The sequence below is a fragment of the Hymenobacter aranciens genome (assembly GCF_030580865.1).
Taxonomy (GTDB): Bacteria; Bacteroidota; Bacteroidia; order Cytophagales; family Hymenobacteraceae; genus Hymenobacter; species Hymenobacter aranciens.
In genome coordinates, this window is record NZ_JAUQSY010000004.1 from 65423 (window position 1) to 86700 (window position 21278).

19 protein-coding genes are annotated in these 21278 nt (G+C 63.7%); 4 read left to right on the plus strand and 15 right to left on the minus strand.

All coding sequences use genetic code 11. The features are described 5' to 3' along the window. Positions 1-143 precede the first annotated feature (143 nt). The 6 genes from Q5H93_RS06805 to Q5H93_RS06830 form a co-directional block, all read right to left on the minus strand. Entirely contained in the window at positions 144-1607 is a 1464-nt protein-coding gene (locus Q5H93_RS06805; RefSeq protein WP_305005755.1) for a DUF3526 domain-containing protein, read from the minus strand. 29 nt (positions 1608-1636) lie between these two features. Next, a complete protein-coding gene (locus Q5H93_RS06810; protein ID WP_305005756.1) occupies positions 1637-3034 on the minus strand; it encodes a DUF2705 family protein in 1398 nt (465 codons plus the stop codon). Further along, positions 3035-3742 (minus strand): ABC transporter ATP-binding protein, encoded by a 708-nt coding sequence (locus Q5H93_RS06815; protein ID WP_305005757.1) that lies wholly within the window; start codon positions 3740-3742, stop codon positions 3035-3037. Positions 3743-3769: 27 nt separating this feature from the next. Beyond that, complete coding sequence (locus Q5H93_RS06820) at positions 3770-6025, minus strand: TonB-dependent siderophore receptor (protein WP_305005758.1); 2256 nt, start codon at positions 6023-6025, stop codon at positions 3770-3772. 134 nt (positions 6026-6159) lie between these two features. After that, positions 6160-6570, minus strand: a complete 411-nt coding sequence (locus Q5H93_RS06825; RefSeq protein ID WP_305005759.1) for a hypothetical protein — start codon at positions 6568-6570, stop codon at positions 6160-6162. Between the two features lie 137 nt (positions 6571-6707). Further along, a complete protein-coding gene (locus tag Q5H93_RS06830) occupies positions 6708-8093 on the minus strand; it encodes a DUF3500 domain-containing protein (RefSeq protein WP_305005760.1) in 1386 nt (461 codons plus the stop codon). Positions 8094-8355: 262 nt separating this feature from the next. On the opposite strand from Q5H93_RS06830, the gene Q5H93_RS06835 reads away from it, so the two are divergent. The 3 genes from Q5H93_RS06835 (at position 8356) to Q5H93_RS06845 (ending at position 10633) form a co-directional block, all read left to right on the plus strand. After that, on the plus strand, positions 8356-8745 hold the full coding sequence (locus tag Q5H93_RS06835; protein WP_305005761.1) for a hypothetical protein: 390 nt from the start codon (positions 8356-8358) through the stop codon (positions 8743-8745). A gap of 125 nt (positions 8746-8870) precedes the next feature. After that, the gene (locus Q5H93_RS06840; RefSeq protein ID WP_305005762.1) at positions 8871-9110 is read left to right on the plus strand and encodes a hypothetical protein; all 240 of its coding nucleotides are present in this window, start codon (positions 8871-8873) and stop codon (positions 9108-9110) included. A 206-nt stretch (positions 9111-9316) separates the two neighbouring features. Beyond that, on the plus strand, positions 9317-10633 hold the full coding sequence (locus Q5H93_RS06845) for a HupE/UreJ family protein (protein ID WP_305005763.1): 1317 nt from the start codon (positions 9317-9319) through the stop codon (positions 10631-10633). A gap of 97 nt (positions 10634-10730) precedes the next feature. On the opposite strand, the gene Q5H93_RS06855 is transcribed toward Q5H93_RS06845, so the two are convergent. From Q5H93_RS06855 to Q5H93_RS06890, 8 genes are all read right to left on the minus strand, one after another. Then, the gene (locus tag Q5H93_RS06855; RefSeq protein WP_369810991.1) at positions 10731-11720 is read right to left on the minus strand and encodes a dioxygenase family protein; all 990 of its coding nucleotides are present in this window, start codon (positions 11718-11720) and stop codon (positions 10731-10733) included. A 30-nt stretch (positions 11721-11750) separates the two neighbouring features. Further along, positions 11751-12416, minus strand: coding sequence for a hypothetical protein (locus Q5H93_RS06860; RefSeq protein WP_305005764.1), 666 nt, complete (start codon positions 12414-12416; stop codon positions 11751-11753). Between the two features lie 175 nt (positions 12417-12591). After that, positions 12592-13215 (minus strand): hypothetical protein, encoded by a 624-nt coding sequence (locus Q5H93_RS06865; protein ID WP_305005765.1) that lies wholly within the window; start codon positions 13213-13215, stop codon positions 12592-12594. A gap of 416 nt (positions 13216-13631) precedes the next feature. Then, on the minus strand, positions 13632-14324 hold the full coding sequence (locus Q5H93_RS06870) for a HupE/UreJ family protein (protein ID WP_305005766.1): 693 nt from the start codon (positions 14322-14324) through the stop codon (positions 13632-13634). Between the two features lie 168 nt (positions 14325-14492). Next, positions 14493-15821 carry a tetratricopeptide repeat protein gene (locus Q5H93_RS06875; protein WP_305005767.1) on the minus strand — a complete coding sequence of 443 codons (1329 nt, stop codon included), beginning with the start codon at positions 15819-15821 and terminating at the stop codon, positions 14493-14495. A 142-nt stretch (positions 15822-15963) separates the two neighbouring features. Further along, on the minus strand, positions 15964-18102 hold the full coding sequence (locus tag Q5H93_RS06880; RefSeq protein ID WP_305005768.1) for a DUF4331 family protein: 2139 nt from the start codon (positions 18100-18102) through the stop codon (positions 15964-15966). A gap of 239 nt (positions 18103-18341) precedes the next feature. After that, positions 18342-19289: a bifunctional helix-turn-helix transcriptional regulator/GNAT family N-acetyltransferase gene (locus Q5H93_RS06885; RefSeq protein ID WP_305005769.1), complete on the minus strand. Its 948-nt coding sequence runs from the start codon at positions 19287-19289 to the stop codon at positions 18342-18344. Between the two features lie 87 nt (positions 19290-19376). Next, positions 19377-20243: an SDR family oxidoreductase gene (locus Q5H93_RS06890; protein WP_305005770.1), complete on the minus strand. Its 867-nt coding sequence runs from the start codon at positions 20241-20243 to the stop codon at positions 19377-19379. A 100-nt stretch (positions 20244-20343) separates the two neighbouring features. Here Q5H93_RS06890 and Q5H93_RS06895 point away from each other — a divergent pair, with 100 nt between their 5' ends. Further along, positions 20344-20769 carry a winged helix-turn-helix transcriptional regulator gene (locus Q5H93_RS06895; protein ID WP_305005771.1) on the plus strand — a complete coding sequence of 142 codons (426 nt, stop codon included), beginning with the start codon at positions 20344-20346 and terminating at the stop codon, positions 20767-20769. On the opposite strand, the gene Q5H93_RS06900 is transcribed toward Q5H93_RS06895, so the two are convergent. Continuing rightward, positions 20766-21275, minus strand: a complete 510-nt coding sequence (locus Q5H93_RS06900; RefSeq protein WP_305005772.1) for a PPC domain-containing DNA-binding protein — start codon at positions 21273-21275, stop codon at positions 20766-20768. The two genes, Q5H93_RS06895 and Q5H93_RS06900, sit on opposite strands and share 4 nt — an antisense overlap. Positions 21276-21278: the final 3 nt, after the last annotated feature.

Below are 21278 nucleotides of genomic sequence, written 5' to 3' on the forward strand. Positions count from 1 at the left end.
GAGTCAGAGTTGTAGCCAGTTAAAAGCCCGGCGATTACAGATTTTATTTACTGGCACCCTGAGCGCCGCGAAGGACCTTATCACGCTCGGGAGAATTGTTCTACCGTAATAAGGTCCTTCGCGGCGCTCAGGATGACAGAGCATCAGCGTGCTGCCAGCAGCAGGTTGCGGTAGCCCAGCAGCAACAAGCCGCCTACCACGCCCGCGTAGAGCAGCAGCGACTGCCCCACGCGCAGCCATTCGTAGACGGCGTAGGTGCGGGGCCGGAAGCGCGGAATCGCCGCCGCATCCTGCAAATCGAAGTTATGATAAGTGGCTTCCGAAGCCATTTTGGGGTAGAAAAACCGTTGCTGCTCCCGCCGAAACTCGTCCACGTCGAGGCTGAACTGGTTGAACTGGTGCCAGTGCGTGCCGGCCAGCGCCGCCAGCACCTCCTGCATCAGCAGGGCCGGGCTGATGAGCTGCCAGCGCCGGATGGCCTGCTGCTGCCGCTCAATCTGGTCGTACAGTTTCCGCTCGGCCACCTGAGCCGCCGCATCTTTGATTTCCTGGCTTTTATACACGATGACGCCGTAGCCATACACCATGCCCGGCGTGACGATGGACGCCTGCCGAATCTGGGTGCGCGGGCTGCTGAACACGTCTTTGGTCAGTTCCTGCCCATCCTTCTCAAAGTAGGCGTTGATGGCGTTGCGCTCGGCCGTGCTCATCGAAATGCGGCTCGGAATGGGATAGGCGCGGCTCAGGCCGATGTGCAGTAGGTTGGGCACCAGCAGCCCCAGCAGCAGCCAGGTAAATATCAGCGTCATGGCATTGATGTTGGAGCTGAACGAGAAGCTATTGACCACGAATGCCAGCCCGAACCAGAACGCGAAGTACAGCGACACGAAGCCCACCAGCCACCACCAGTTGCCGGTGCCCAGAAAGCCCGGCCCGACCAGCAGCGTGAGCACCGGCCCCACCACCAGCCAGAAAAACGCCAGAAACAGCGCGTACCGGATGGCCACGCGGTAGAGCATCAGCCGGGCGATGGACTGGTTGCTCGTTTTCAGCAGCACCCAGGTACCCTGCTCCTTCTCGGCCGACAAGATGTTGTACGTAAACACGATAATCAGCAGCGGCAGCAGGTACACCACCACAAACGAAAAATCGAACGTGCCCACGAACTGCAGTAGGCTATTGTCAATCTCGCTTTCGTGCACCAGGTGCTGCTTCTTGTTGATGTACACCTTGTAGTAAAACGGCTGCACGTCGCCCTGGCCCGTGGCCAGCACCTGCAGGGCAAAAGGCTGTTTCACGGCGTATTGCGGACCTTCGTTGCGGGCCGTGTTGTAGGCAAAAGTCGGGTCGTCCCAGATGAAGCCGGGGTAGGTGCCGCCGTGGGCCGCGATGCGCGTCAGGCGCTGGTTGAGGCTGTCGGCCAGCACGCGGTGGTGCTCGCCAATCTGGCCGATGGTGCGCTGCTGCTTGCGCAGCAAACTGCCGCCAATCCAGAGCGAAGCCAGCAGCACCACCAGGATAATGGAACACAGCGTCACCAGCACCCGGTTGCGGTACAGGGATTTCAGCTCGTGGCTGAAGAGGACGCGAAGGATGGAAGTAGACATTGAGTAAGTAATTAGCTACTGGCTGAAAATCAAACGCGCATCCGCCGGTACGCCAGTGTCATTAGGCCCAGCGCGCCCAATAGCCAGAGCAGCAGGATGCCGATGGCCGGCGCGGCATTGCCTAGGCGCCAGCCCAGGCCCGGCGCGGCGTAGGCAAACTGCGGCACAGTGCGCCAGAAGTCGTTGCCGGCCACGGTGTTCTTTTGGTAGAAGTCGTCCACTATCACCCCGATGCGGCGCCGGTGGGCCTCAGCGCGCTGGGTGAAATCGTGGTGCGTGTTCATATCGGTGGCCGTCAGGTGCATCGAGAAGTCGCGGAACGCCAGAAAGGGCGACAGCAGGGCGCTGGCCAGCACTAGGCGGTTTTGCCGGGCCTCGTTGTGCTCAATGGCCCCGTAGGCCCGGTCCATCACCCGGCCGTCCGATTCCTCGAAAAACTCGATAGTAATGGGAATGAAAAACACCGGCAGGTCTTCGAGGCGGCGCACGCCGTACTTAGCCATTACGCTGTCGGCCAATGCGTCGCGCCGCTGGTCCTTGGTGCCTTGCTTGCCTACGCCGTATTGCTTGTCATGAAACGTCTCATCATCAAACGCCACCGACGTAATGGCCGGCTGCACCCGCCGGGCCAGCTCGCCCGCCAGGCGCGGCACCAGAAACACCCCCAGCAGCCAGAAGCCCGTGAGCGCCACCAGCGCCAGCGACGAATTGCGCGTGAGCAGCGACGTAGCCACCCCGATAATGGTGAGCAGCAGCGCGTAGGCCAGCAGCCCCAGCACGTAGCAGCCGTAGGCGGGCAGCACCCGGCCCAAACTGCCGGCCTCGGCCCGGGCCAGCAGCAACACCAGCGGCACCAGCGACAGCACCGCTACCACGGCCAGCACCAGCAGCCAGCAGGCCAGTAGCTTACCAGCAAAGAGCTGCCGCGCCATCACCCGCGCGCTCAGCACCATCTTGATGGTGCCGTTTTCCCACTCCTTGGCGAAGACGTTGTGGCTGAGCAAAAAGATGAACAGCGGCAGAATAAACTGCGCAAAGTAGCTGATGTTCAAGAAGCCAAAGCTACGCAGCGCCGTTGCGTCGCTCACTTCCCGAAACTTCACTACGCCGCGCTGGTGCGGCTCCAGGTAAAACGAAGTGCCGGTGTAGTCCTCAATGCCGTTATCAACCAGCGCCAGGTCGGCGGTGGGCTTGTAGGCGTAGAAGCCGAAGTGCGCCCCGAGGTGGGGATTCTTGTCGCCCTGCGAGATAAACTGCTCGTAAGTAACGCGCTGCGACTCGCGCAGCAGGGCGCTGTGGTCAGTGTAGTAGGCGTAGCCATTGTAGAGCGCGAGGGCCACCAGCACGGCCACGCCGGTCAGCAGCCAGCCCATCTTGCCGGTGCGGCCGATTTCCCGCAGCTCTTTTTGGATGATGAGGCGCAGCATTTACACGGGCTGATTGACGGTGGACAGGTAGCGGTCAGTTAGCTCGGCGTAGCTCACGGCGTCGGAGCGCAGCTCCTGCTGCAGCCGGCCCTGGTGCATGATGCCGATGCGGTGGCCCAGGTTCTTGGCCATCAGCAGGTCGTGGGTGGCCATGAGGGTGCTCACGCCCTGGCCGCTGAGGCGGGTGATAATCTGGGCAAACTCGTTGCTGGCGTGCGGGTCGAGGCCGGAGGTGGGCTCGTCCAGAAACAGCGCCCGCGCCTGCTTGGCCAGCGCAATGGCAATGCCCACCTTCTGCCGCATGCCCTTCGAGTAGGAGCTCACGCGCTTGTCGAGCGCCTCGGGCTGCAGGCCGGCGGTATCGGTGAAGGCTGCCATCTCGGCGCGGCTGTAGCGGAAGCCCGCCAGCCCGCTGAAAAACGCCAGGTTTTCCAGGCCCGTCAGGGTCGGGTAAAGGTTCACGACTTCGGGAATGTAGGCCACCAGGTTGCGGGTGGCGTGGTTGTTCACCGACACTTCCAGGTCATCAATCAGCGCCCGGCCGCTGCTGGCCGGGATGAAGCCCAGGAAGATGTTGATGGTCGTGGACTTGCCCGCGCCGTTGGAACCCAGCAGGCAGTACACTTCGCCCGATTCGATGGTCAAATCGAGGTGGTCGAGGGCCAGGTGGTCGCCGAAGCGCTTGGTGAGTTGTTCTGCTTTCAGCATGTAAGTTGGAAGGGAGATGCCCCGTAGTTAAAAGGTGTAGCCCAGCGACAAGCGCCCGTTGATGCCCGGCTGCGGCACCCAGTAGTAGAGGCCGTTGCGAAACCAGGGCGTGGCCACCAGCTTCTCGTTGAGCACGTTATTGACGAGCAGGTTGATGCGAATGTGCTCGGAGTGCCAGCCCACGCCGGCATCGAGCCGGAAGAAGTTAGGGATGGCCTGCGGGGTGGCCGTCACGTAGCGCTCGCCGCGCCCCGCCTGCCACTGGTAGCCCGCCGACAGCGTGAGGCCGCGCAGCACCCGGGCCGGCAGCTCGTAGTTCAGCCAGGTGTTCTGCACGTGCTTCACGTACATGGGCGTGCGGGCCCCCACCAGCTTCGGGTTGAGGTCCTTGTCGACTTTCGCGTCGTTGTAGGCGTAGTTCACCACCACGTTCAGGCCCTTCAGCACCTGCCCTACCACGTCCACTTCCACGCCCTGGGCGTGGTTTTCGCCCGCCACCAGGCGGAAGCGGCTGTTGGTGGGGTCGGTGGCAATGATGTTGGAGCGGGTGATGTAGTACACCGAGGCCGTGGAAGTCCAGCGCCCGCCCAGCCAGTTTTTCTTAAGGCCAAGCTCGCGGTTCGTGCCTCGCAGCGGGTCAATAGACTCGCCGGTGCTCGTCACGCCGGCCTGCGGCACCAGCGTCTGGTCGTAGAGGCCGTATACTGACAGGCTAGGCAAAATGCTGTAGCTGAGTCCTAGGCGCGGCGTCACGGCCTGGTCGTAGGAGGTGGTTGTCAGCCCCGACACTTCGTTGTGCACCCGCACCGAGGTGTAGCGCCCGCCCAGCGTCAGCCGCAGCTTGCTGTCGAAAAAGCCCAGCTCATCCAGCGCGTAGCCCGACACGTAGCGAATCGACTGGTCGGTGTTGCGCGTGTCCAGCCCGTCGGGAGCGGAGTATTCCGTGATTTCCGTGCCGTACGTGGGGTTGTTAATATCGAGCGGATAGTAGGTCAGCTTGGTCGCCCCGGCCGCATCCTTGTAGGTATCGTATTCGATGTAGTTATTGGCCAATAAGGTTTTCTGGTTCATGTCGATACCAACTAGCAGCTGGTGCCGCACCGGGCCGGTCGCGAAGCTGCCGTTTACAAACGCCTGCTGCGAAAACACCAGCGAGCGGGTCAGGTCGTACTTGGGGTTGCGTAGCAGCACGTTGGGCGCGGCGGCGTTCACGCCGGTCACCCACAGGTAAATGCCGTCGCTGTGGTGGCGCAGCACGGCGCCGCGGGCCGTCACTCGCCAATTGGGCGAAAACTGGTGCGTCAGGGTCAGGAAGGCCGATTGGTCGTTGACCTGGTAGGGGCGCAGGTTTTTCTCGGTCAGGGTGAAGTCGGTGGGCAGGCTAGCGAAGCCATTGGGTGTCATCACGATGGGACTCTGCATGGCGTAGCTGAAGCGCTGGTACATGTACTCGGCCGTGAGGGCCGTGCGCTCACTCAGCCGATACTTCAGCACTGGCGCTATCAGGAAGCGGCGGTTGAAATCGTGCTTTACGAATGACTCGGTGCTCATGCCCATCACGTTGAGGCGGTAGAGCAGCTTGCCAGGCTTGTCCACCTGCCCGTCGAGGTCGGCGGCGAGGCGGTAGAGGTTATAGCTGCCCAGCATGGCCTGCAGGTTGTATTGGCGGCTGCCGGTGGGCTGCTTGGTGGCCACGTTGAAAGTGCCCGCCGGGTCGCCGATATTGTTCATAAACAGCGATGGACCTTTCACGAACTCCACCCGGTCGATGATGGCCGCATCTTCCGGCGAGGGGCCGCGGTAGAGCGGCGTCACGTCCACGCCGTTGCGCAGGGTGCTGATTTGGCCGCCGCGCATGAAGAGGTTTGGCCCCAGGTTGTTCGACACTTCCTGCCGGATGATGCCGCTCACGTTGCGGCTCACGCCGTCGGTGGTGTTGAAGCTGGCCTGGTCGGCAATGATTTCGGGCGTCACCACCTGAATGTTCTGCGACAAGTTGAGCAACGGCGTTTGCAGGCGTAGTACGCTCGATACCGAATTGGTGGTGTACTGCTTGTAGTAGCGGCCCTGCACCGTCACTTCCTCCAGCTCTTTGCTGGATATTTTGCGGATGGTGTCGGCGGCGGACCGGCTGGGTTGGGCCTGCGCCTGGCCAGGGGCGAATAAGCTCCAGCTGATTATCAGCAGCAGGCCGGAGAAAACGCGGAAGCGGCGCGGGCGCACACCGGCTGCAAGGCCCGCGGCAATAAGCCCCGGGCGGAGAGAGAATACCAGTAGTTTCAAAGGCGTCGGAAAGAAGACGCGCCCCGGCTCAGCAGGGAGCGCTGGGAGTCAGCGTCGGATAAATGGATAAGAAAAAGCCGCCGGCGCGCAGGGCGCCCAGTGGGTGTCGGCCCGGAGCAGGGCCAGTTGGGTTCTTATCCCCGACGGGGTGGAGGGTAGTTGGTGCCGCCAAAGCCCAGGGGCAGCAACCCGCCCTGCGGGGCCGGGCGCAGCAGGGCGGCCGTCGGCGAAGACGGGCCAGCGGGACGCGGGCGAAGCAGGGCGCCGAACGCACAATGCACATCGAGCCCCTTGAGCTGGGCCAGGAAATGCAGGGCGGTTTCAGCGGGCAGCTTGGTTTTGACCTCGCTCTGGTTGCCGTTGCACTGTTCGAAGCAGTCGAGATGCAGGTAGTTACGTTGCTGGCAGGCCTTGTTGTGCACATAGGGCCGGGCGGCCGAGAAGGCGGGCGCTTCGGGCCGGCCCACGCGCAGGCCCGCGCCCACCACCAGCAGGTAGTTGAGCAGCAGCAGGCAGGCTAATAGTGGGCGTAGCGTTCGACGCATCGGCAAAAAGCAGAAAATCAGGCAGCGAATTGCAGTCACTACGGAAGTTAGCCTGACTTTGGATTAACCTGCCCCAAAAAAAGCCCTGACCAATAACATCGGCCAGGGCTTGGGAAGGTGGGGAAACCTGGGAAAACTTAATAAACCAGAACCTTGCGCGTCATCGGCGACTGCCCGGCCACCTCGATGCTAAGCAGGTAAGTGCCGATGGCCAAGCCCGTGGTAGCAACCTCGGTGCTGCTGCCGCTGAACGCGCCGCTGCTAAGGCGCTGGCCCAGCATATTGCGCAGCGTGTAAGTGGCCGAGGCGGCGGGCGTTTCGAGCTGCACCTGGAGGCTGCTGCCGGCGTAGGCGGGGTTGGGGTATACGGCAAATGCTTGGGTGGCAGCAGCCTGGGTACCGAGGGCGGTGGTGTAGAAGTTGCCGCCGTAGTCGCGGGCGCGGTCGCGGTAGATGCTGTGGTAGTGAATCTGGTTGCGATAGATAACGCCGCTCTGGCACACGAACTCAATCCAGACGTTGGGGCCGTCGATGCGGGCATAGTCGGCGTTGCTGGTGAAGAGGCCGGTGCCGGAGTAGCTGATGTAGGTGTTGGCCAGCTGGGTTTCGTAGTAGCTCAGCAGCTGCGCGCCGGTGGCGTCGTCGGCGTCCAGCACCCAGGGGCGCAGGGCATTCATTACCAGGGTTTGCTGGGCGGCGGTGAGCTGGCTGCCCGGCAGGCCCAGGCGAGTGGTGGGAAACTGCCCGTTGCCGTTCGGGCCCAGCACCACGTCGGTGAAGGTCTGGCTGAGGCGGGCGGTAGTGCGCTGGGCGGTGGTAAGGCCGGCAAACAGCGCCTGAATGGCCGTGGCCTCGTTGCCGAGCGGCGTGACCACGGTGCCGGTGGGCAGCACGTTGGCGTTGGCGGTGGTGAAGGTCAGCGGCTCGGTGGCTTCAAACTTGGGCGTGGGGCCGGTGACGTAGCCGTTGCGGTAGCAGATGTTGGTAGCCAGGTGATGGCCGCCAAACTGCAGCATCCAGGTGCCGGTGAGGCTGGGCTGGCCCAGGAAGGCAATGAGGTACACGCCGCTGCCGTAGGCGCTGCCGCCGCCGTTGGCTACCAGATTGTCGTCGGCGGCCCGGATTTCCTGAATTTCGCGGAATCCTTCGCCACCCACGGTGCCGGTGGCGGCTTCCACTACGGCCAGGGCCAGCGTTTGCTGGGCGGCGGTGAGGGCGTCGAGGCGCAGGCCCAGGCGGCTGCCGTTGCTCACCGGCAGGTTCGACCACTTGGCCACGTTGGTTTGGTTGAACGTCTGGACGAGGGTGGCCTGCTGGGCGGTGCTGAGCGAGGCCAGAAAGGCGTTGGCGGCCGTCACCACGTCGGCCACGGTGGCGGCTGATTTGGTGCCTTTGGCGGCAGTGGGGCGGGCGGCGGGCCGGGCGGCCACGGCTTCGGGTTGCGGTGCCTCAAACAGGGAGCCCAGCTTGTCGCTGGCCATGGTAGCCAGCAGCAGCGGAGCCAAGAAGACTAATTTTTTCATGGTAAACGGCGGGAGGTAATAAGTGAGAATTCGGGGGGTACGCTACTCTGGATGCGGGTCTTGGCGTTGTCTTGGCAGCAGTTTCGATGCGGCAAAGCTGGCTTGTCAATGACCTTGCGCTGCGGTGGTATCGACTGTTGCCGAAGATGAATCGACGGTTTGCCCGAATTCCCGCCCAACGACTGCTCTGGTCCCGGAAAAACATCCGCAACGGCCCGTCTTACCGTACTGTGCGGGTACCCCGCCAGCTCCTACTGCTTTCATGCTCCGCCAGGCCCTCACGTTGCTACTGCTGCTCAACTACCTGCTGGTGGTGTGCGCCAGCGTGGCCGAACGGCCGGCGCGGCCCATCGACCGGGCCTTCCCTTACGTGCACAGCCACGACTGCCAGCTGCGCCACACGCTGCAAATCGGCTGTTTCGACGACTGCAACGGCGTGCAGTACACCGTGCAGAAGCCCGGCGAGAAGGCCCCGCTGCACCAGCTGCTCACCAGCCTGAAAGGCCTGGATTTGCACTGCCTGCCCGAAGCGGCGGCCGGGCAAGTCCAGGCTCCGCTGCGCCCGGCGCGGCCGCTGCTCACGGCGGCCGCCGCCAGCGCGGTGCGGAGCGGCTACCACTCCCGTCTGGAAGCCCCGCCGCGCCAGGGATAAGTCGAATGCGAGCCCCGACTGGGCTTGTCTGGCTGCTACGATGGCAGCGGTTTCGTCTTATTTCTTTCACGGATGGCTCTTCCCGCGCGCATGGCGCCGGGAGGGCTGTGCTTTGCTTTCTAGCCATGTCTTTTTCGGATTTTTCTTCTTCAGCGGCTCCGGTGCGGGCCAGCTCCACGCTGCGTTTGCCGCAGCCAATTACGCCCCACACGGGCTGCGCCCTGGCTTTCCTGCCGCTTCAGGCCGCTGATTTACTGGCCACTCTGGCCAGGGCATCAACCAGCAGCCCGGAACCGCGCCGCAACGGCCGCGATGTGCATCAGGGCAGCTACTATGCGCAGTGCCGGGTGGCAATGGGTTATTAAGCCCGCGCTGGCCAGCTAAAAAACAACGCCACCCGGGCAACCGGGTGGCGTTGTTTTTTTGGCTTGGATTCAATGGTCGATTCAGGCGGCCCATCTGCCGATTTTGGCGGCCGGGCGAAAGAGGAAACCGGTAAGTTTGCCGCTTGAAGTTGGGCTTTTTATTCCGCTTCCGACTTGAAATCTGCGCCTTTCCAGCTGATTTTCCCATGCGCCTTCCTTCCCTTCTCCCCTACCGCTGGCTGTTGCTACTGCTGACGCTGGCCGCCCCGGCGCCGCTGCTAGCCCACCCCATGCCCAATTCGGTGGTATTGCTCGACATCCACCCCCGGCGCGTCGATGCCGAGTTGCAGCTGCCCGTCGCCGAGCTGCAGTACGCCTTCGGACAGCTGCTGGGCGCGCACCCCGAAACCATCGTGCAGCGCTTCGGCCCCGAGTTGCGGGCCTACCTGGTGCAGCACGTGCGCCCCCGCAGCCCCGACGGCCGCCCCTGGACCGTGCGCGTGGGCCAGCTGCGCGTCGATAGCACCGCCCAAACCGAAGCCGGCTCCTACCAGGAAGTCATTGCCCAGCTGCAACTGCTGCCGCCGCCCGGCGCCAGCCCGCGCACCTTCACCTTCGACTACGACGCCATCATTCACCAGGTAGCCACGCACGTGGCCCTGGTAGCGGTGCGGCAGGACTGGGACGCCGGCCACCTGGCCGAGCAGCCGCCCGCCGAGGTGGGCGTCATTCGCCTTGACCCGCGCCACAACCGCATTCCGCCCCTCGAAATCAAGCAGACTGCCGGCAGCCGCTGGGCAGGCTTCCGCAGCATGGTGGCGCTGGGCACCCGGCACATCGCCGAGGGCACCGACCACCTGCTGTTTCTGCTGGCGCTGCTGCTGCCGGCGCCGCTGCTAGCGGCCGGGCCGCGCTGGGGGCCGTTTGGCGGGGTGAAGTATAGCCTCAGGCGCCTACTGGCGATTGTCACGGCCTTCACCCTGGGCCACTCGCTCACGCTGCTGGCGGGGGCGCTGGGCTGGCTGCGCCTGCCGGGCGGGCCGGTGGAGGCGCTCATTGCCGTGAGCATCCTGGTGTCGGCGGGGCACGCGTGGCGGCCGCTGTTTCCGGGGCGCGAGGCGGCGGTGGCGGCGGGCTTCGGGCTCGTGCATGGGCTGGCCTTTGCCGGCACGCTGGCTAATCTACAGCTCGATGCGGGACGCATGGCGCTGAGCATTCTGGGCTTCAACCTGGGGATTGAGCTGATGCAACTGGCCGTCATTGCCCTCGTCGTACCGTGGCTGCTGTTGCTGAGCGGCAGCCCCCGGGCTTATGCCGGCCTGCGCCTGGGCGGGGCCGCGTTTGCCGGGTTGGCGGCGCTGGCCTGGCTGGCCGAGCGGCTGTTGGGGCGGGCCAATGCCATCACCGGGGCGGTGGAGCAGGTGGCCGATGCGGCGCCCTGGCTGCTGGCGGGCCTGGCCGGGGCGGCGCTGCTGAGTGCCTGGGCGCGCTGGCGGCGGGGCCCGACTGACTTTGCCGGGTAGCCGCGGGCGGCACCAGCTTTAAGCCATAAAAAGAGGCGTCGGCTACAGTAGCCGACGCCTCTTTTTATGACTTGAAGATGGGCTGGCGGCGGGCGCCTTAGTGCTTCGTCAGCAGGTTCGACTGCGTGAACGTGCCCGACAGGTTGGCTACTTTCACCTGGTAGAGGTAGTTGCCGGCGGCCAGGGCCGACAGGTTCAGGTCGACCAGGTGGTCGCCGGCGCCCAGCGTGCCCAGCGCCTGCCGCAGCACTTCCCGGCCATCGAGCGAGCGCACGCTCACCCGCACGTCGGAGGGTGTGCGCAGCACCACCGGGATGCTGGTGATGGCCACGCAGGGGTTCGGGAAATTCTGCCGAATCTGGAAGTGCTTTTCGGCCGCGGCATCGGTGGTGGCCAGGGCCGTCGACGACACGAAGGCGTCCCAGGCCAGCACGTAGCCGGCGGCCACGCTCCCGGTGATGGTGCTCATCTCGGTGGCCGTACCGTCCGAAAACACGTTGTCGCTGTTGTTGTAGGTGTAGCCCGTCATGCCCTTGGTGTAGCCGGCGGCGGTGGCGGCGTTCACGGTCACCACGGCGCTGTTGGCGCCTTCGGGGAAGGCAATCTGGGAGATGAGCAGCGACTGCCCGGCGGCCGTGTAAATGTGCACGTGGATGTGGGTGGCGCGCCCCATGTACCAGCCCGGGAAAATGCTGGTGAAGCTGACCAGCCCGGTGCTGTCGGTGGTTTGGCGGCCCCGCAGGAAGTCCTGGCCGGTGTAGTTGGTTTGCTGCATCGGCGTGCCGCCGTACTGCGAGTAGTTGCCATCCTTGTCGCAGTGCCAGATGTCCACGAGCAGGCCCGCCACGGGTAGGCAATTGCTGCGCACATTCTTCACTATGATGTTGATGGTGAAGGGCACGCCCGTGCGGGTGCCCACAATGTTGTTGCGCACCAGCGTGGCGGGGTTAATGGTCGGAAACGGGCCGGCCGTTTCGGTGCTGGCCACGGTGCAGGCCCGGGCCTCGCTGCTCCCCAGCAGGGAGGGCGCCACCAGCGACATGCCCAGAAACCCCACGCTTTTCTTGATAAAGTCGAGTCGGTTCATGAGAGTAAAAGTTGAAATATGGTGAAAAATTTAAGCCTTGGCAAACTGCAGGTACAGGAGAATGGCCGTTTCCGAGAGGGCCTCAAACCCGATGCGGGGCGTGTCCCAGAGCACCAGCGCGTCGCGGTGCTCGGCCAGCCGGTCTTCGATTTCAAACGCCCCGTTGAGCACGTAGCACAGCCCAAAGCCCTCGCCCGGCGCGGGCGCCGCGAGGTGGCCCTTCACCCGGCTGTCGTAGAGGCCCACCTGCACGGGCAGGGCCTGCCCGACGGGCTGCACCAGGGTATTTTTAGCCGTCAGGGGCAGCTCAAACTCGCACGGGGCCGGGGTAGCGGCGGCGGGCACGGGCGCCCGAATCAGCAGCACGTTCACGGTTTCCTCGAACGGGTTGGTCAGCGTCAGCCGGTCCGCGTCGGCTTCGGGCAGGGCGTAGAGGCAGCCGGGCAGCAGGGGCCGCTCGTGCTCGTGGGCGGTGCTGAGCAGGGCGCCGCCCACGATGGGCAGCAGCAGCAGCTGGCCGCCGGGGCCGGCCGTATCGGGGCGCAGGCTAGCGCCGGGCAGCAGAAAAATATCGTCGAGACGGGCCTGCTGCGCCACGCTGCTGCGGTAGGTGTGGCTGCCGTCGGTGGTGATGACCGTGCGGTAGTCGGCCTTTAAAAACAAGGAATTGTAAACGGCGGGCGGCGGCAGGCTCATGGCGGGAGAAAGGGGCTACGCAAGGACTGGCACAAATATCCCGCTGCCCGCTGCCGCTTCACGCAGAACTAGATGGATGGCCGGTTCCAATCGCCGAACGGCGGCCCTGCCACCGCAAAAAGGCCCCTTCTGCGCGCAGAAGGGGCCTCGGTAGGGTCGCCGCAGGGCGGGCCGGCTAATTATCGCGGGCCACGGCCTGGGCCACCTTCGAGTATTGCCCGAAGGGCTGGTCTTTGAGACGGTAGCGCAGGCGGTAGTAGCGGGTTTCGGGCTGGCCGGGGGTGCGCAGGGGGCGGCGGTCCTCGAAGGGCGAGCGGGTGTCGAAGTCGCCCTTGGTCCAGGTGCTGCCGTCGTAGCTCAGCTCCACATCCACGCCGTCGAAGCGGCCGCGCACCCAGTCGATGATAACCTCGCTGGGGGCCGTGTGCACGCCCGATACCCTGGGCTGGGCGGTGTCCGCATCCTCTTTGCTTTGCTCCTTCCCATCCCATTCGAAGGCGGCCGGCACGCCGGCATCGAGCTTCGGCGTGCGGCGCACGCGCTGAATCAGCTCGCGGTAGTAGGCCTCAAACTCGGTGGTGAGGGTTTCGCGGTCCTGCACCTGCTGGGCCTGGTTGGCCTGCAATGCGGCCACCTGGTTGATACGGTCGATGACGGCCTGAACGCGCTTCACGACGTCATCTTTGTCGTCCTTGGTGTAGCCAAACTTGAGGTAGTTGGCCTCCCATTGCGTCACCTGGAGCTGCAGCCACTTGAGCAGCGGCGCCAGGTTTTGAGGGTAAAAATCGGTTTTCGGCATATAATATGATGGTTAAGGCGTTGAAACCCGTTTTCAGCGCCGCGACGAATGTAATAGATTTTTCAAAATCTTCAAATCAGTTGGTTGCTTAGCTGGATTTCCTACCCTAAGCCGCATGAGCTGGCAAGGCAAGCCATGCAGGCTGGCGGGGTAATCCATGCGGACCAGCAAGTCACCCCACGCAAGCTAACAGGTCAACCCGCACGGGTCATCCCGCCAATCCGCACGGGTTACCCCGCCAATCCGCACAGGTTACCCCGCCAGTCCGCACGGGTTACCCGCCAGTCCGCGCGGGTTGGCAGGGTAACCCGTGCGGGTTGGGCAGTCGCAGGCTACCTCAGCAGCCCATGAGCCCGCAAAAAAGCCCCGCCAGCAACTGCCAGCGGGGCCTGTTCAGCCGGAATGCAACAAGGGACTTAAGCAAAAAACACCCGCTCCACCGTCCAGTACGCCGCAATCAGCCCAATCACCACCGATGTTGGAATGACCACCCGGCGGCGGTACCAGGGCCGGTCGGCGGCCCAGCGGCCAATGAGCGCCCAGCAGAGCAGTATCACCGTCACCTGCCCCAGCTCCACGCCCACGTTGAAGGAAATGAGGGCGCCAAAAAAGTCCTTTTCCGGCAGCCCCAGGCCGGTGAGCACGCTGGCGAAGCCCATGCCGTGAATCAGCCCGAAGCCGAACACCACCAGCAGCCGCCAGGGGTTGAGCCGGGTAGTAATGATGTTTTCGATAGCCACAAACAGGATGGACAGCGCAATGATGGGCTCCACCACTTCCGAGGGCGGCGCAATGAGCCCGTACATCCCCAGCCCCAGCGTAATGGAGTGCGCCACGGTGAAGGCCGTGGCCTGCCACAGCACCGGCTTGAGGCGCGGCTCCAGAATGTAGAGGCTGATGATAAACAGGATGTGGTCGAGCCCCAGCGGCAGGTAATCAGGCCCCAGCTGCAGAATGTGCTCGAAGCCCGCGCAGAGGTAGGCCCAGAAAATCTCGGTGCGCGAGAGCTTGCTCAAATCCTGGTCGATGACGTGGGCCAGGGCCGGCTGGGCCAGCAGCAGGAGCAGCGGCAGCAGCCAGGTTTTTTTGCGGTGCAGGAAGGAAGTCACAAAGCGCTTGCATTAGCTGGCGCGCGTCTGGAGACGCGTGCCGACTGGGTTCGCGTCTCCAGACGCGCTGATAGAACGATTAAAGCAGGCGGCGCGACCGGGGCGTCTGGAGACGCCACGCCAGCCGGCACGCGTCGGAGACGCGCGCCAGCAGTTTCTTCAAAACAACTACCGTGCGGCCAGCATCTTTCGGCCTTCGGCCGCCAGGTCCATATCCAGGTACGGCGCCGTTTGCAGGGCTTTGTTGAGCAGGGCCTGCCCTGCCGCTACCTGCCCGGTTTTGGTGAGAATAAGGCCCGCGCGGCCCAGCAGCACGGGGTTTTGCGAGTTGGTGCGGCGGGCCACGGTCATGTACTTCTGCGCCTCGGCATACTCGCCGCGCTTGTAGTGCACCCAGGCCATGGTTTCGTTCACGTCGATGTTGTCGGGGCGGCGCTTATACTCCTTTTCGGCGTGTTCGAGGGCCTTGTCGAGCTCGCCGGTTTTGAGGCAGGCGTAGGCCAGCTCGCGGTCGGTGTGGTGGCCCATCTGCTCGGCGCCGTCGGCGGCTTCGGCGGCGCTTTTCAGCATCGCCACCGACTCTTTGGCCATCTTATCGGCCTCGGCCGGCTGGCCGGCCTGGCGGTACACGTCCACCAACTCGTCGGTGAAGGCGTAGTCTTTCACCATGCTGCGGGCCCGTTTCAGGTAGTCGATGGCGGCCGGGTAGTTCTGGCGGGCGGCGGCCACGCGGCCCATGCCCGCCAGGGCGTAGGCATAGCCCGGCCGCGCTTCCAGCGCCTGCTGAAAGCACATCTCGGCCTGCGGCAGGTCGCCACTCACCTCATACAAATGCCCCAATTGCACGCGGGCCCACTCCGTCTGCTCCAGCCCGATGTAGCCGGCCTTGGCCGCCATATCCATCGCCTGGATGGCGCCCGGCATATCGCCGTGAATTTCGCGCAGGTAGCTCACCCGCGAGTAAGCCGACAGGTCCGGGCGCACCTGGTTCATGCGGTCGGCGTTTTTCACGGCCTCGTCGTAGCGGCCCAATTCCACGTTGGCATCGGTCAGCAGGCCATACACGAAGCCACTGTTGGGGTTGATGGCCCGGGCCTTCTCAGCCTGCGCCAGCCCTTCCGAAAAGTGGTGCTGGGTGAGGCTCAGCGACGCCTGGCAGCACAGCGCCTCGAAGTTTTCGGGGTCGTCGCGCAGTACGTCGGTCAGCAGCTCCATGGCGGCCGAGTCGTAATACTCATGGTTGCCGGTCACGCGGCCTTCCTGCATAAAGGCCTGGGCCAGCAGCAGGCGGCTCTTGGTGTCGCGGGGGTCGCGGCGAAGCTTGGCCTGCAGGCCCTCAATGGCGCTTTTGGTGTTCACCCATTCGCCGCCGGCGGCCAGGTCGCCGTGGCGGGCCAGCAGCTCGGGCAGCTTGGCCTCGGGCTTTTTAAAGACAAAAATGGCCGCCGCCAGCCCGGCAAATACCAGCAGCAGCGCGGGGTAGAGATATTTACGCAATTTCTTTGAACGGAAAAGATGACAGGATAAGGAAGCAGGTGAAAAGGTAAGGAGGTAATCGGGAAGAAGCGAGCGGAGCGTTTTTACAACGGCCCCAACTCAGTTCTTCACCAATTACCTCCTTTCTTAATTCACGCTACGCTTAGCGCCGCTCCAGGCGCACCGACTGCAGCACGGTTTTGCCACTGTAGATGGTGGCGATGTACTGGCCCGGCGCTACTTCGCGGCCGGGCTGCCAGCTCAGCTCGTGGGCACCGGCAGCGAAGTTTTTCGCGGCGGTCACGGTGGCTACTTTGCGGCCCGTCAGGTCGGTTACCACGAGGCTCAGGTTGGCGCTCACGCCCAGCTCGAAGTGGAACGTTGTGCGGTCCACGAAAGGATTGGGGTAAGCCTGGGCCACCATCAGGTTAGGCGACAAGCCCAGGCCCGCAGCGCTGCGCTGCGAGGTGATAGTCGTCTGGGCCGTCGTCCCGCGCCAGGGCGTCTGGGCATAGGGGAAGGCGGCTTTGAAGGTCGTATCGTTGGCCGTGATGCCGGCGTTGAAACCTAGCACCCCCTGCAGGCGCGGCGTCACCGGGTTGGTAGCCGTAGCCGTGTAGTCGTCGTAGAACAGGCCGATAGCGGCCAGCACTGCGCCACCCACGGCCTGCAACTCGATGCGGGTCACGTCGTCTTCCAGACGGCGGCCATTGGGGAAGCCATCCATGTTCGGAATCATCTGCACGGCGGTCGAAGCATTGAAGCGCGGGTCGGTCAGGCCGAGCACGGCGGCGGCCAGCAGGCCTTCCGAGCTGAAATCGGCCGAGTTGCGGGGCGTGGGGGGCACGGCCATGTTCAGGCGCAGCATGTCGCCGCCGGGGTTGGCCGCCGTAGCGTTAGCCAGCAGGAAGTTGTTGATGAAGGGCTTGCCGGCCGAAAGCGGGTTGCGCGGCGTTTTGCCGGTAGCCAGCTGGTACGGGGGGAGGTTGGGCACCCCGGTGTGGAAGATGGGCTTGATATCCACCGAGCGGGGCTTGCCGGCCACCAGCAGGTAGGGGCCGTAGCCGGCCGGCGAGGGCGCCAGGGCGGTGCCGTTCACGGCCGTGCTGCCGGCCAGGCCGCTCAGGCCAGCCGCACCGTTGCGGAAGTCGAAGCCGGCGGGCAGGCCGGGGCTACCGGCCAGCGAGGCCGATTGAACGCGCAGCGGGCTCAGGCCGGGCACAGCGGCCCCGAAGTAGGTTTGGCCATTAGCCATGCCCTCAGCCATATACAGGCCCAGCTCGGGGTTCGAAAGGTAGTCGTCGGTAACGGCCGCTTCGGCGTAGGGCGTGGTGGCGTTCCAGGCATCTTTGGCACCGATGGGGTTAATCACCTCGTTGGTCAGCGGCATACCGATACGCGACACCTGGATGTAGCTGCCCGAGTGCGTCTGGGTGCCGTTGGCATTCAGGGTGCGCAGCGAGGGGCGGCTGGCCGAAGCCCACACGCCGATAATGTAGTTAGCATCCAGAATGCTGGTAGCCGCAGTCAGCGCCGGAGCGGCAGCCTTTTTCAGCACCGATACCGGAATCTGCATCACGATGGCGTGCACGTTTTTGCGGGCTAGGCCGTCGCGGGCCGCGCCGGGGGCCCGAATGCCGCCGAGGTCAAAAATCCCGCCGAGGTCGGCGAAGAAGGGGTCATCCGTGGGACCGCAGAAAATCTTTGTGCCATCGCCCAGCGTTTGCACAGCGCTGGCCATCAGGGCGCTGTACTGCTGGCCCAGGCCCACGGTGGCATTCTCGATGGAGCGCGGCCCGATATTGGTGGGCGGCACGATACCGTTAGTTACGATGCTCGAAAACGCACCACCGTTCACGCTTTTCTCGCAGGTGTAGGTGGTTTTCAGGTTTTGCTGCCCCAGCCGGATGTTGAAGAACGTGGTGGGGTCCTGGTTGGTACGGGTGAAGGTGAAGCGGTAGGTAATGTTGTCGCCCGCCGTCGTCTGGTCATTTTTGACGTGGATTTCGTAGCGCACGTTTTCGCCAAACGTGTTGTAGTTGGGGCCGCCCTGGGGCAACTCAAACGGAATGTAGTTGGCCACGATGGTCACCGACGCGTTGGCGTCGTTGGTGGGCGCATCGGGGCTGCGGAAGGCGTAGAGGTCGGTGTTGTCAGCCAGCGGGTCGTCGGCAATCAGCGGGGCCTCGCGGTGGCTGGAAGCTTCCAGCGGCTGGTGGCTGCCGCTCCACAGAACGGCTCCCGCAGCGGTGGCCGCCACGGCGGTCAGCAAAAGAGCGGGACGGGTAAGATTTTTCTTCATAAAAAGTGAAGGAGAGGGGAAAGGAAGGTAGTGAAAGAATAAAGCTCCGCCAGGGCAACTAGTGCCTACAGTTGAATACAAACCAGATTATTACCCCGACTTCTTGCACTACGCCAAATCCACTGAATCCGGATTGAAATTTGTGAAAAAAGATTTTGGCCTTGCTTCCGTCCGGCGCCATTTTCGGCTCGCAGCGCTATGCTTTCGCCTTTATCACCGCCCTCACCCGCTGTTTTTTTTCACAGCAGCAGCTCCATCTGGATGTTGCAACGGGCGTAGGGCGAGGGCTGGCCCGCTACCGTTTTGCGAAAGCCCAGCTTGTGGTAAAGCTGCAGCGCGGGTACGAGCTTGGTGTTGCTTTCCAGGTAAAGCCGCCGGGCGCCCAGGGTCCGCGCCCGCGCAATGGCTGCTTCGCCCAGTCGAAAGCCGATACCCAGGCCCTGCGCTGTCGGCGACACGGCCATTTTGGCTAGCTCGTAGCCTTCGTCATCCATGCGCAGCAGGGCGCAGGTGCCCACGATGCGCCCCTGGTATTCGGCCAGCAGAATGTGCCCGCCGGCCTGCAAAATGTACTCTTCCGGGTGGTCGAGGGCCTGCAGGTCGGGAACTTCTACGCGGAAATGCTGCTCAATCCACTCCAGATTAAGCTGCTTGAAATCGGGCTGGTACTGCGGTGCATAGTCCAGCACCCGCACGGCGCTGGCCACCCGGGCGTCGCGCACGGCCTTCACCCGGGCCGCCAGGCTCTGGCGCGACAAAGCATACTCCATCTCCCCAATGGCCAGCCAGAGGTTGTGGCGGGTTTCAGTCAGCAAGGCTTCGGTGGCCTGGCGCACGTCGGTGGTTTGCTGCTGCAGGGCGGGCCACAGCGCCGCGCCGCGCTTGGTGAGGCTGATGTTGCTGCGTCGCTGGTCGGTAGCGCCGCGCTGCACCTGCACCAGCTTGTGCTTCACGAGGTCTTTCACCACCTGACTGACGGCGGCGTGGGTCTGGCCGATGCGCTCAGCAATGTCGCCCACGTGTCGCCCCGGCTCCAGGGCCACACTGCAAAACACCGGAAACCAGCGCGGCTCAAATTGCAGCTGGTAAAGCCCATAGACTTCGGCCGCCTGCCCGGTCATTGTATCATTCAAGCGGCGCAGCCGGCTTCCCAGTGCGGCAGGGCCTAATTCATTAAAGAAATCCATGTGACAAATTTAAATAAATTACGTAAGCACTTACAATAAATCAAAAAAACAAGGTGGAGCCGTTCCCCCACCCTGTTCCAGATTGCACTACTTGCCGTAAACGCTGGCCAGGAACTGTTGCAAATTGGTTGGCTTGCGGCCTAGCAGCTGTTCGAAAGCCGGGCTATCTAGGTTGAACTCATCCTGCTCCATGGCCTGCGTCATGCCGGCGAGCAGCTCAACCACCGGCTCGGGCAGATGGTGTTGGCGCAGGGCCGCTTTCAGGTCGTCGTTTGAGATGGCGACGTACTCCACGGGCTGGCCGCTCACTTCACTGAGGGTCTGGGCCACGTCGCGCATGGAGTAAGCCGGGGCGGGCGCAATGTCGTAAACCTGGTTTTCGTGTCCACTGCTGGTCATTGCATTAGCCAGCGCTTCACCGATTTCGCTGCGCAGGGCGTAGCTCACCTTACCCTTGCCGGCGGCCGAGTGGTACTTGCCGCTGGGCAGCGTGCTTTCGCCGATGAGGCCGGGCAGCAAATCGAGGTACAGCGTGTTGCGAAAGATAGTGTAGCTGAGGCCCGAGGCGCGCAGGTCGGCCTCGGTGGCCGCATGGCCGGGCGAGGCTACGAAGGGCGACTCGGCCGAGGGATTGACTACGCTGGTGTAGATGAGGTGCGCCACACCCGCCTGTTTGGCGGCCTCAATGGCATTCAGGTGCTGCTGGCGGCGCAGTTCCAGCTCAGTTTCCACGGTCGAGATGAGCAGCACCTTGTCGGCGCCGGCGAAGGCGGCGGTCAGCGAGGCTTGGTCGTTGTAGTCGCCCGGGCGCACCTGCACACCCTGGGCTTGCAGGGCGGCGGCTTTCTGCGGGTCGCGCACGACGGCAATAATTTCAGAGGCTGGCACTTGGGTCAGCAAAGCTTGGATGGTGGCCTGGCCAAGGTGGCCGGTGGCGCCGGTGATGGCAATCATAGGGTTGGAAGTTTAAGAACCAATAGTTACTTTTGGTAACTCAAAGGTACCGGGGCTTGTTCTCCCGGCGCAAGAAGGCATTTTATTCTTCCCTAGGCACATGCAGGTAACCAATAGTCAGACTCAGGCCGATGCGACGGCCGAGTCCGTAAAAAAAATTCTTACCCGCATTCCCAATGGCTTCGCCATCTGCCCGGTGCGCGATGTGATGGACCGCATCGGCGACAAGTGGACGCTGCTCACCATCATGCACCTGGGCACCGTCGAAACGATGCGCTTCAACGAGCTGCGGCGGCACGTAGCGGGCGTGTCGCAGCGCATGCTCACCGTCACGCTCCGTGCCCTCGAAACCGACGGCTTGGTGGTCCGCACCGTGTATGCCGAGGTGCCGCCCCGCGTCGAATACAGCCTGACGCCGCTGGGCTACAGCCTGCTGGAAGTGGTATTGAGCCTCGGCCACTGGGCTGCCGCCAATGCCCCCGCCATTGCCGAGGCCCGGCAGCGAAGCGCGGCAATGGTGGCTTAGCGCGGCAGTGTGAGCACGTTGGCGCCGGTTTGGGCATCGGTTTCGCGGGTCAGGCGCTGGTCGTGCAGCGTAACGGTGATTTCGACCGAGCCGGTGCCCACTTCCAGCGCCAGCAGGTGGCCGCCATGGGCAGCAAAATCCTGGCCGGCGGCCACGCCGTGCAGGTGCAGGGCGGGCTTGCCGTCTTTCCAGGCAATGCTGCCGGTGAGGCTGGCCATTTCCATGTCGCGGAAGGCCTGCGGAGCGTAGGTTTTGGTCTGGGCATTCCAGAAGCCGAACGTGGGATGCCCGAAACCCAGCCCCGTGAGACTGGCGCCGGGAATTTTCTCTTTGACGGTGAGTTCTTCCAGTTCGCGGAGCACGTTGTCGCCGGGGCGCAGCACCAGGAGGTAGCCGGTGGGCGTGCGGATGTATTTGGCGGGTGCAGTGGCGGTGGGCTGGGCCACCGCCGAAACAGCCGTGCCTAACAACGCGGCCGTAGTTAGCAGAGAAAGAAGCTGGCTCATAGC

Coding starts and splice junctions, on each gene's coding strand:
- Q5H93_RS06805 (WP_305005755.1), bottom strand. CDS start 1,607: ATGTCTACTTCCATCCTTCGCGTCCTCTTCAGCCACGAGCTGAAATCC.
- Q5H93_RS06810 (WP_305005756.1), bottom strand. CDS start 3,034: ATGCTGCGCCTCATCATCCAAAAAGAGCTGCGGGAAATCGGCCGCACC.
- Q5H93_RS06815 (WP_305005757.1), bottom strand. CDS start 3,742: ATGCTGAAAGCAGAACAACTCACCAAGCGCTTCGGCGACCACCTGGCC.
- Q5H93_RS06825 (WP_305005759.1), bottom strand. CDS start 6,570: ATGCGTCGAACGCTACGCCCACTATTAGCCTGCCTGCTGCTGCTCAAC.
- Q5H93_RS06830 (WP_305005760.1), bottom strand. CDS start 8,093: ATGAAAAAATTAGTCTTCTTGGCTCCGCTGCTGCTGGCTACCATGGCC.
- Q5H93_RS06835 (WP_305005761.1), top strand. CDS start 8,356: ATGCTCCGCCAGGCCCTCACGTTGCTACTGCTGCTCAACTACCTGCTG.
- Q5H93_RS06840 (WP_305005762.1), top strand. CDS start 8,871: ATGTCTTTTTCGGATTTTTCTTCTTCAGCGGCTCCGGTGCGGGCCAGC.
- Q5H93_RS06845 (WP_305005763.1), top strand. CDS start 9,317: ATGCGCCTTCCTTCCCTTCTCCCCTACCGCTGGCTGTTGCTACTGCTG.
- Q5H93_RS06855 (WP_369810991.1), bottom strand. CDS start 11,720: ATGAACCGACTCGACTTTATCAAGAAAAGCGTGGGGTTTCTGGGCATG.
- Q5H93_RS06860 (WP_305005764.1), bottom strand. CDS start 12,416: ATGAGCCTGCCGCCGCCCGCCGTTTACAATTCCTTGTTTTTAAAGGCC.
- Q5H93_RS06865 (WP_305005765.1), bottom strand. CDS start 13,215: ATGCCGAAAACCGATTTTTACCCTCAAAACCTGGCGCCGCTGCTCAAG.
- Q5H93_RS06880 (WP_305005768.1), bottom strand. CDS start 18,102: ATGAAGAAAAATCTTACCCGTCCCGCTCTTTTGCTGACCGCCGTGGCG.
- Q5H93_RS06885 (WP_305005769.1), bottom strand. CDS start 19,289: ATGGATTTCTTTAATGAATTAGGCCCTGCCGCACTGGGAAGCCGGCTG.
- Q5H93_RS06890 (WP_305005770.1), bottom strand. CDS start 20,243: ATGATTGCCATCACCGGCGCCACCGGCCACCTTGGCCAGGCCACCATC.
- Q5H93_RS06895 (WP_305005771.1), top strand. CDS start 20,344: ATGCAGGTAACCAATAGTCAGACTCAGGCCGATGCGACGGCCGAGTCC.
- Q5H93_RS06900 (WP_305005772.1), bottom strand. CDS start 21,275: ATGAGCCAGCTTCTTTCTCTGCTAACTACGGCCGCGTTGTTAGGCACG.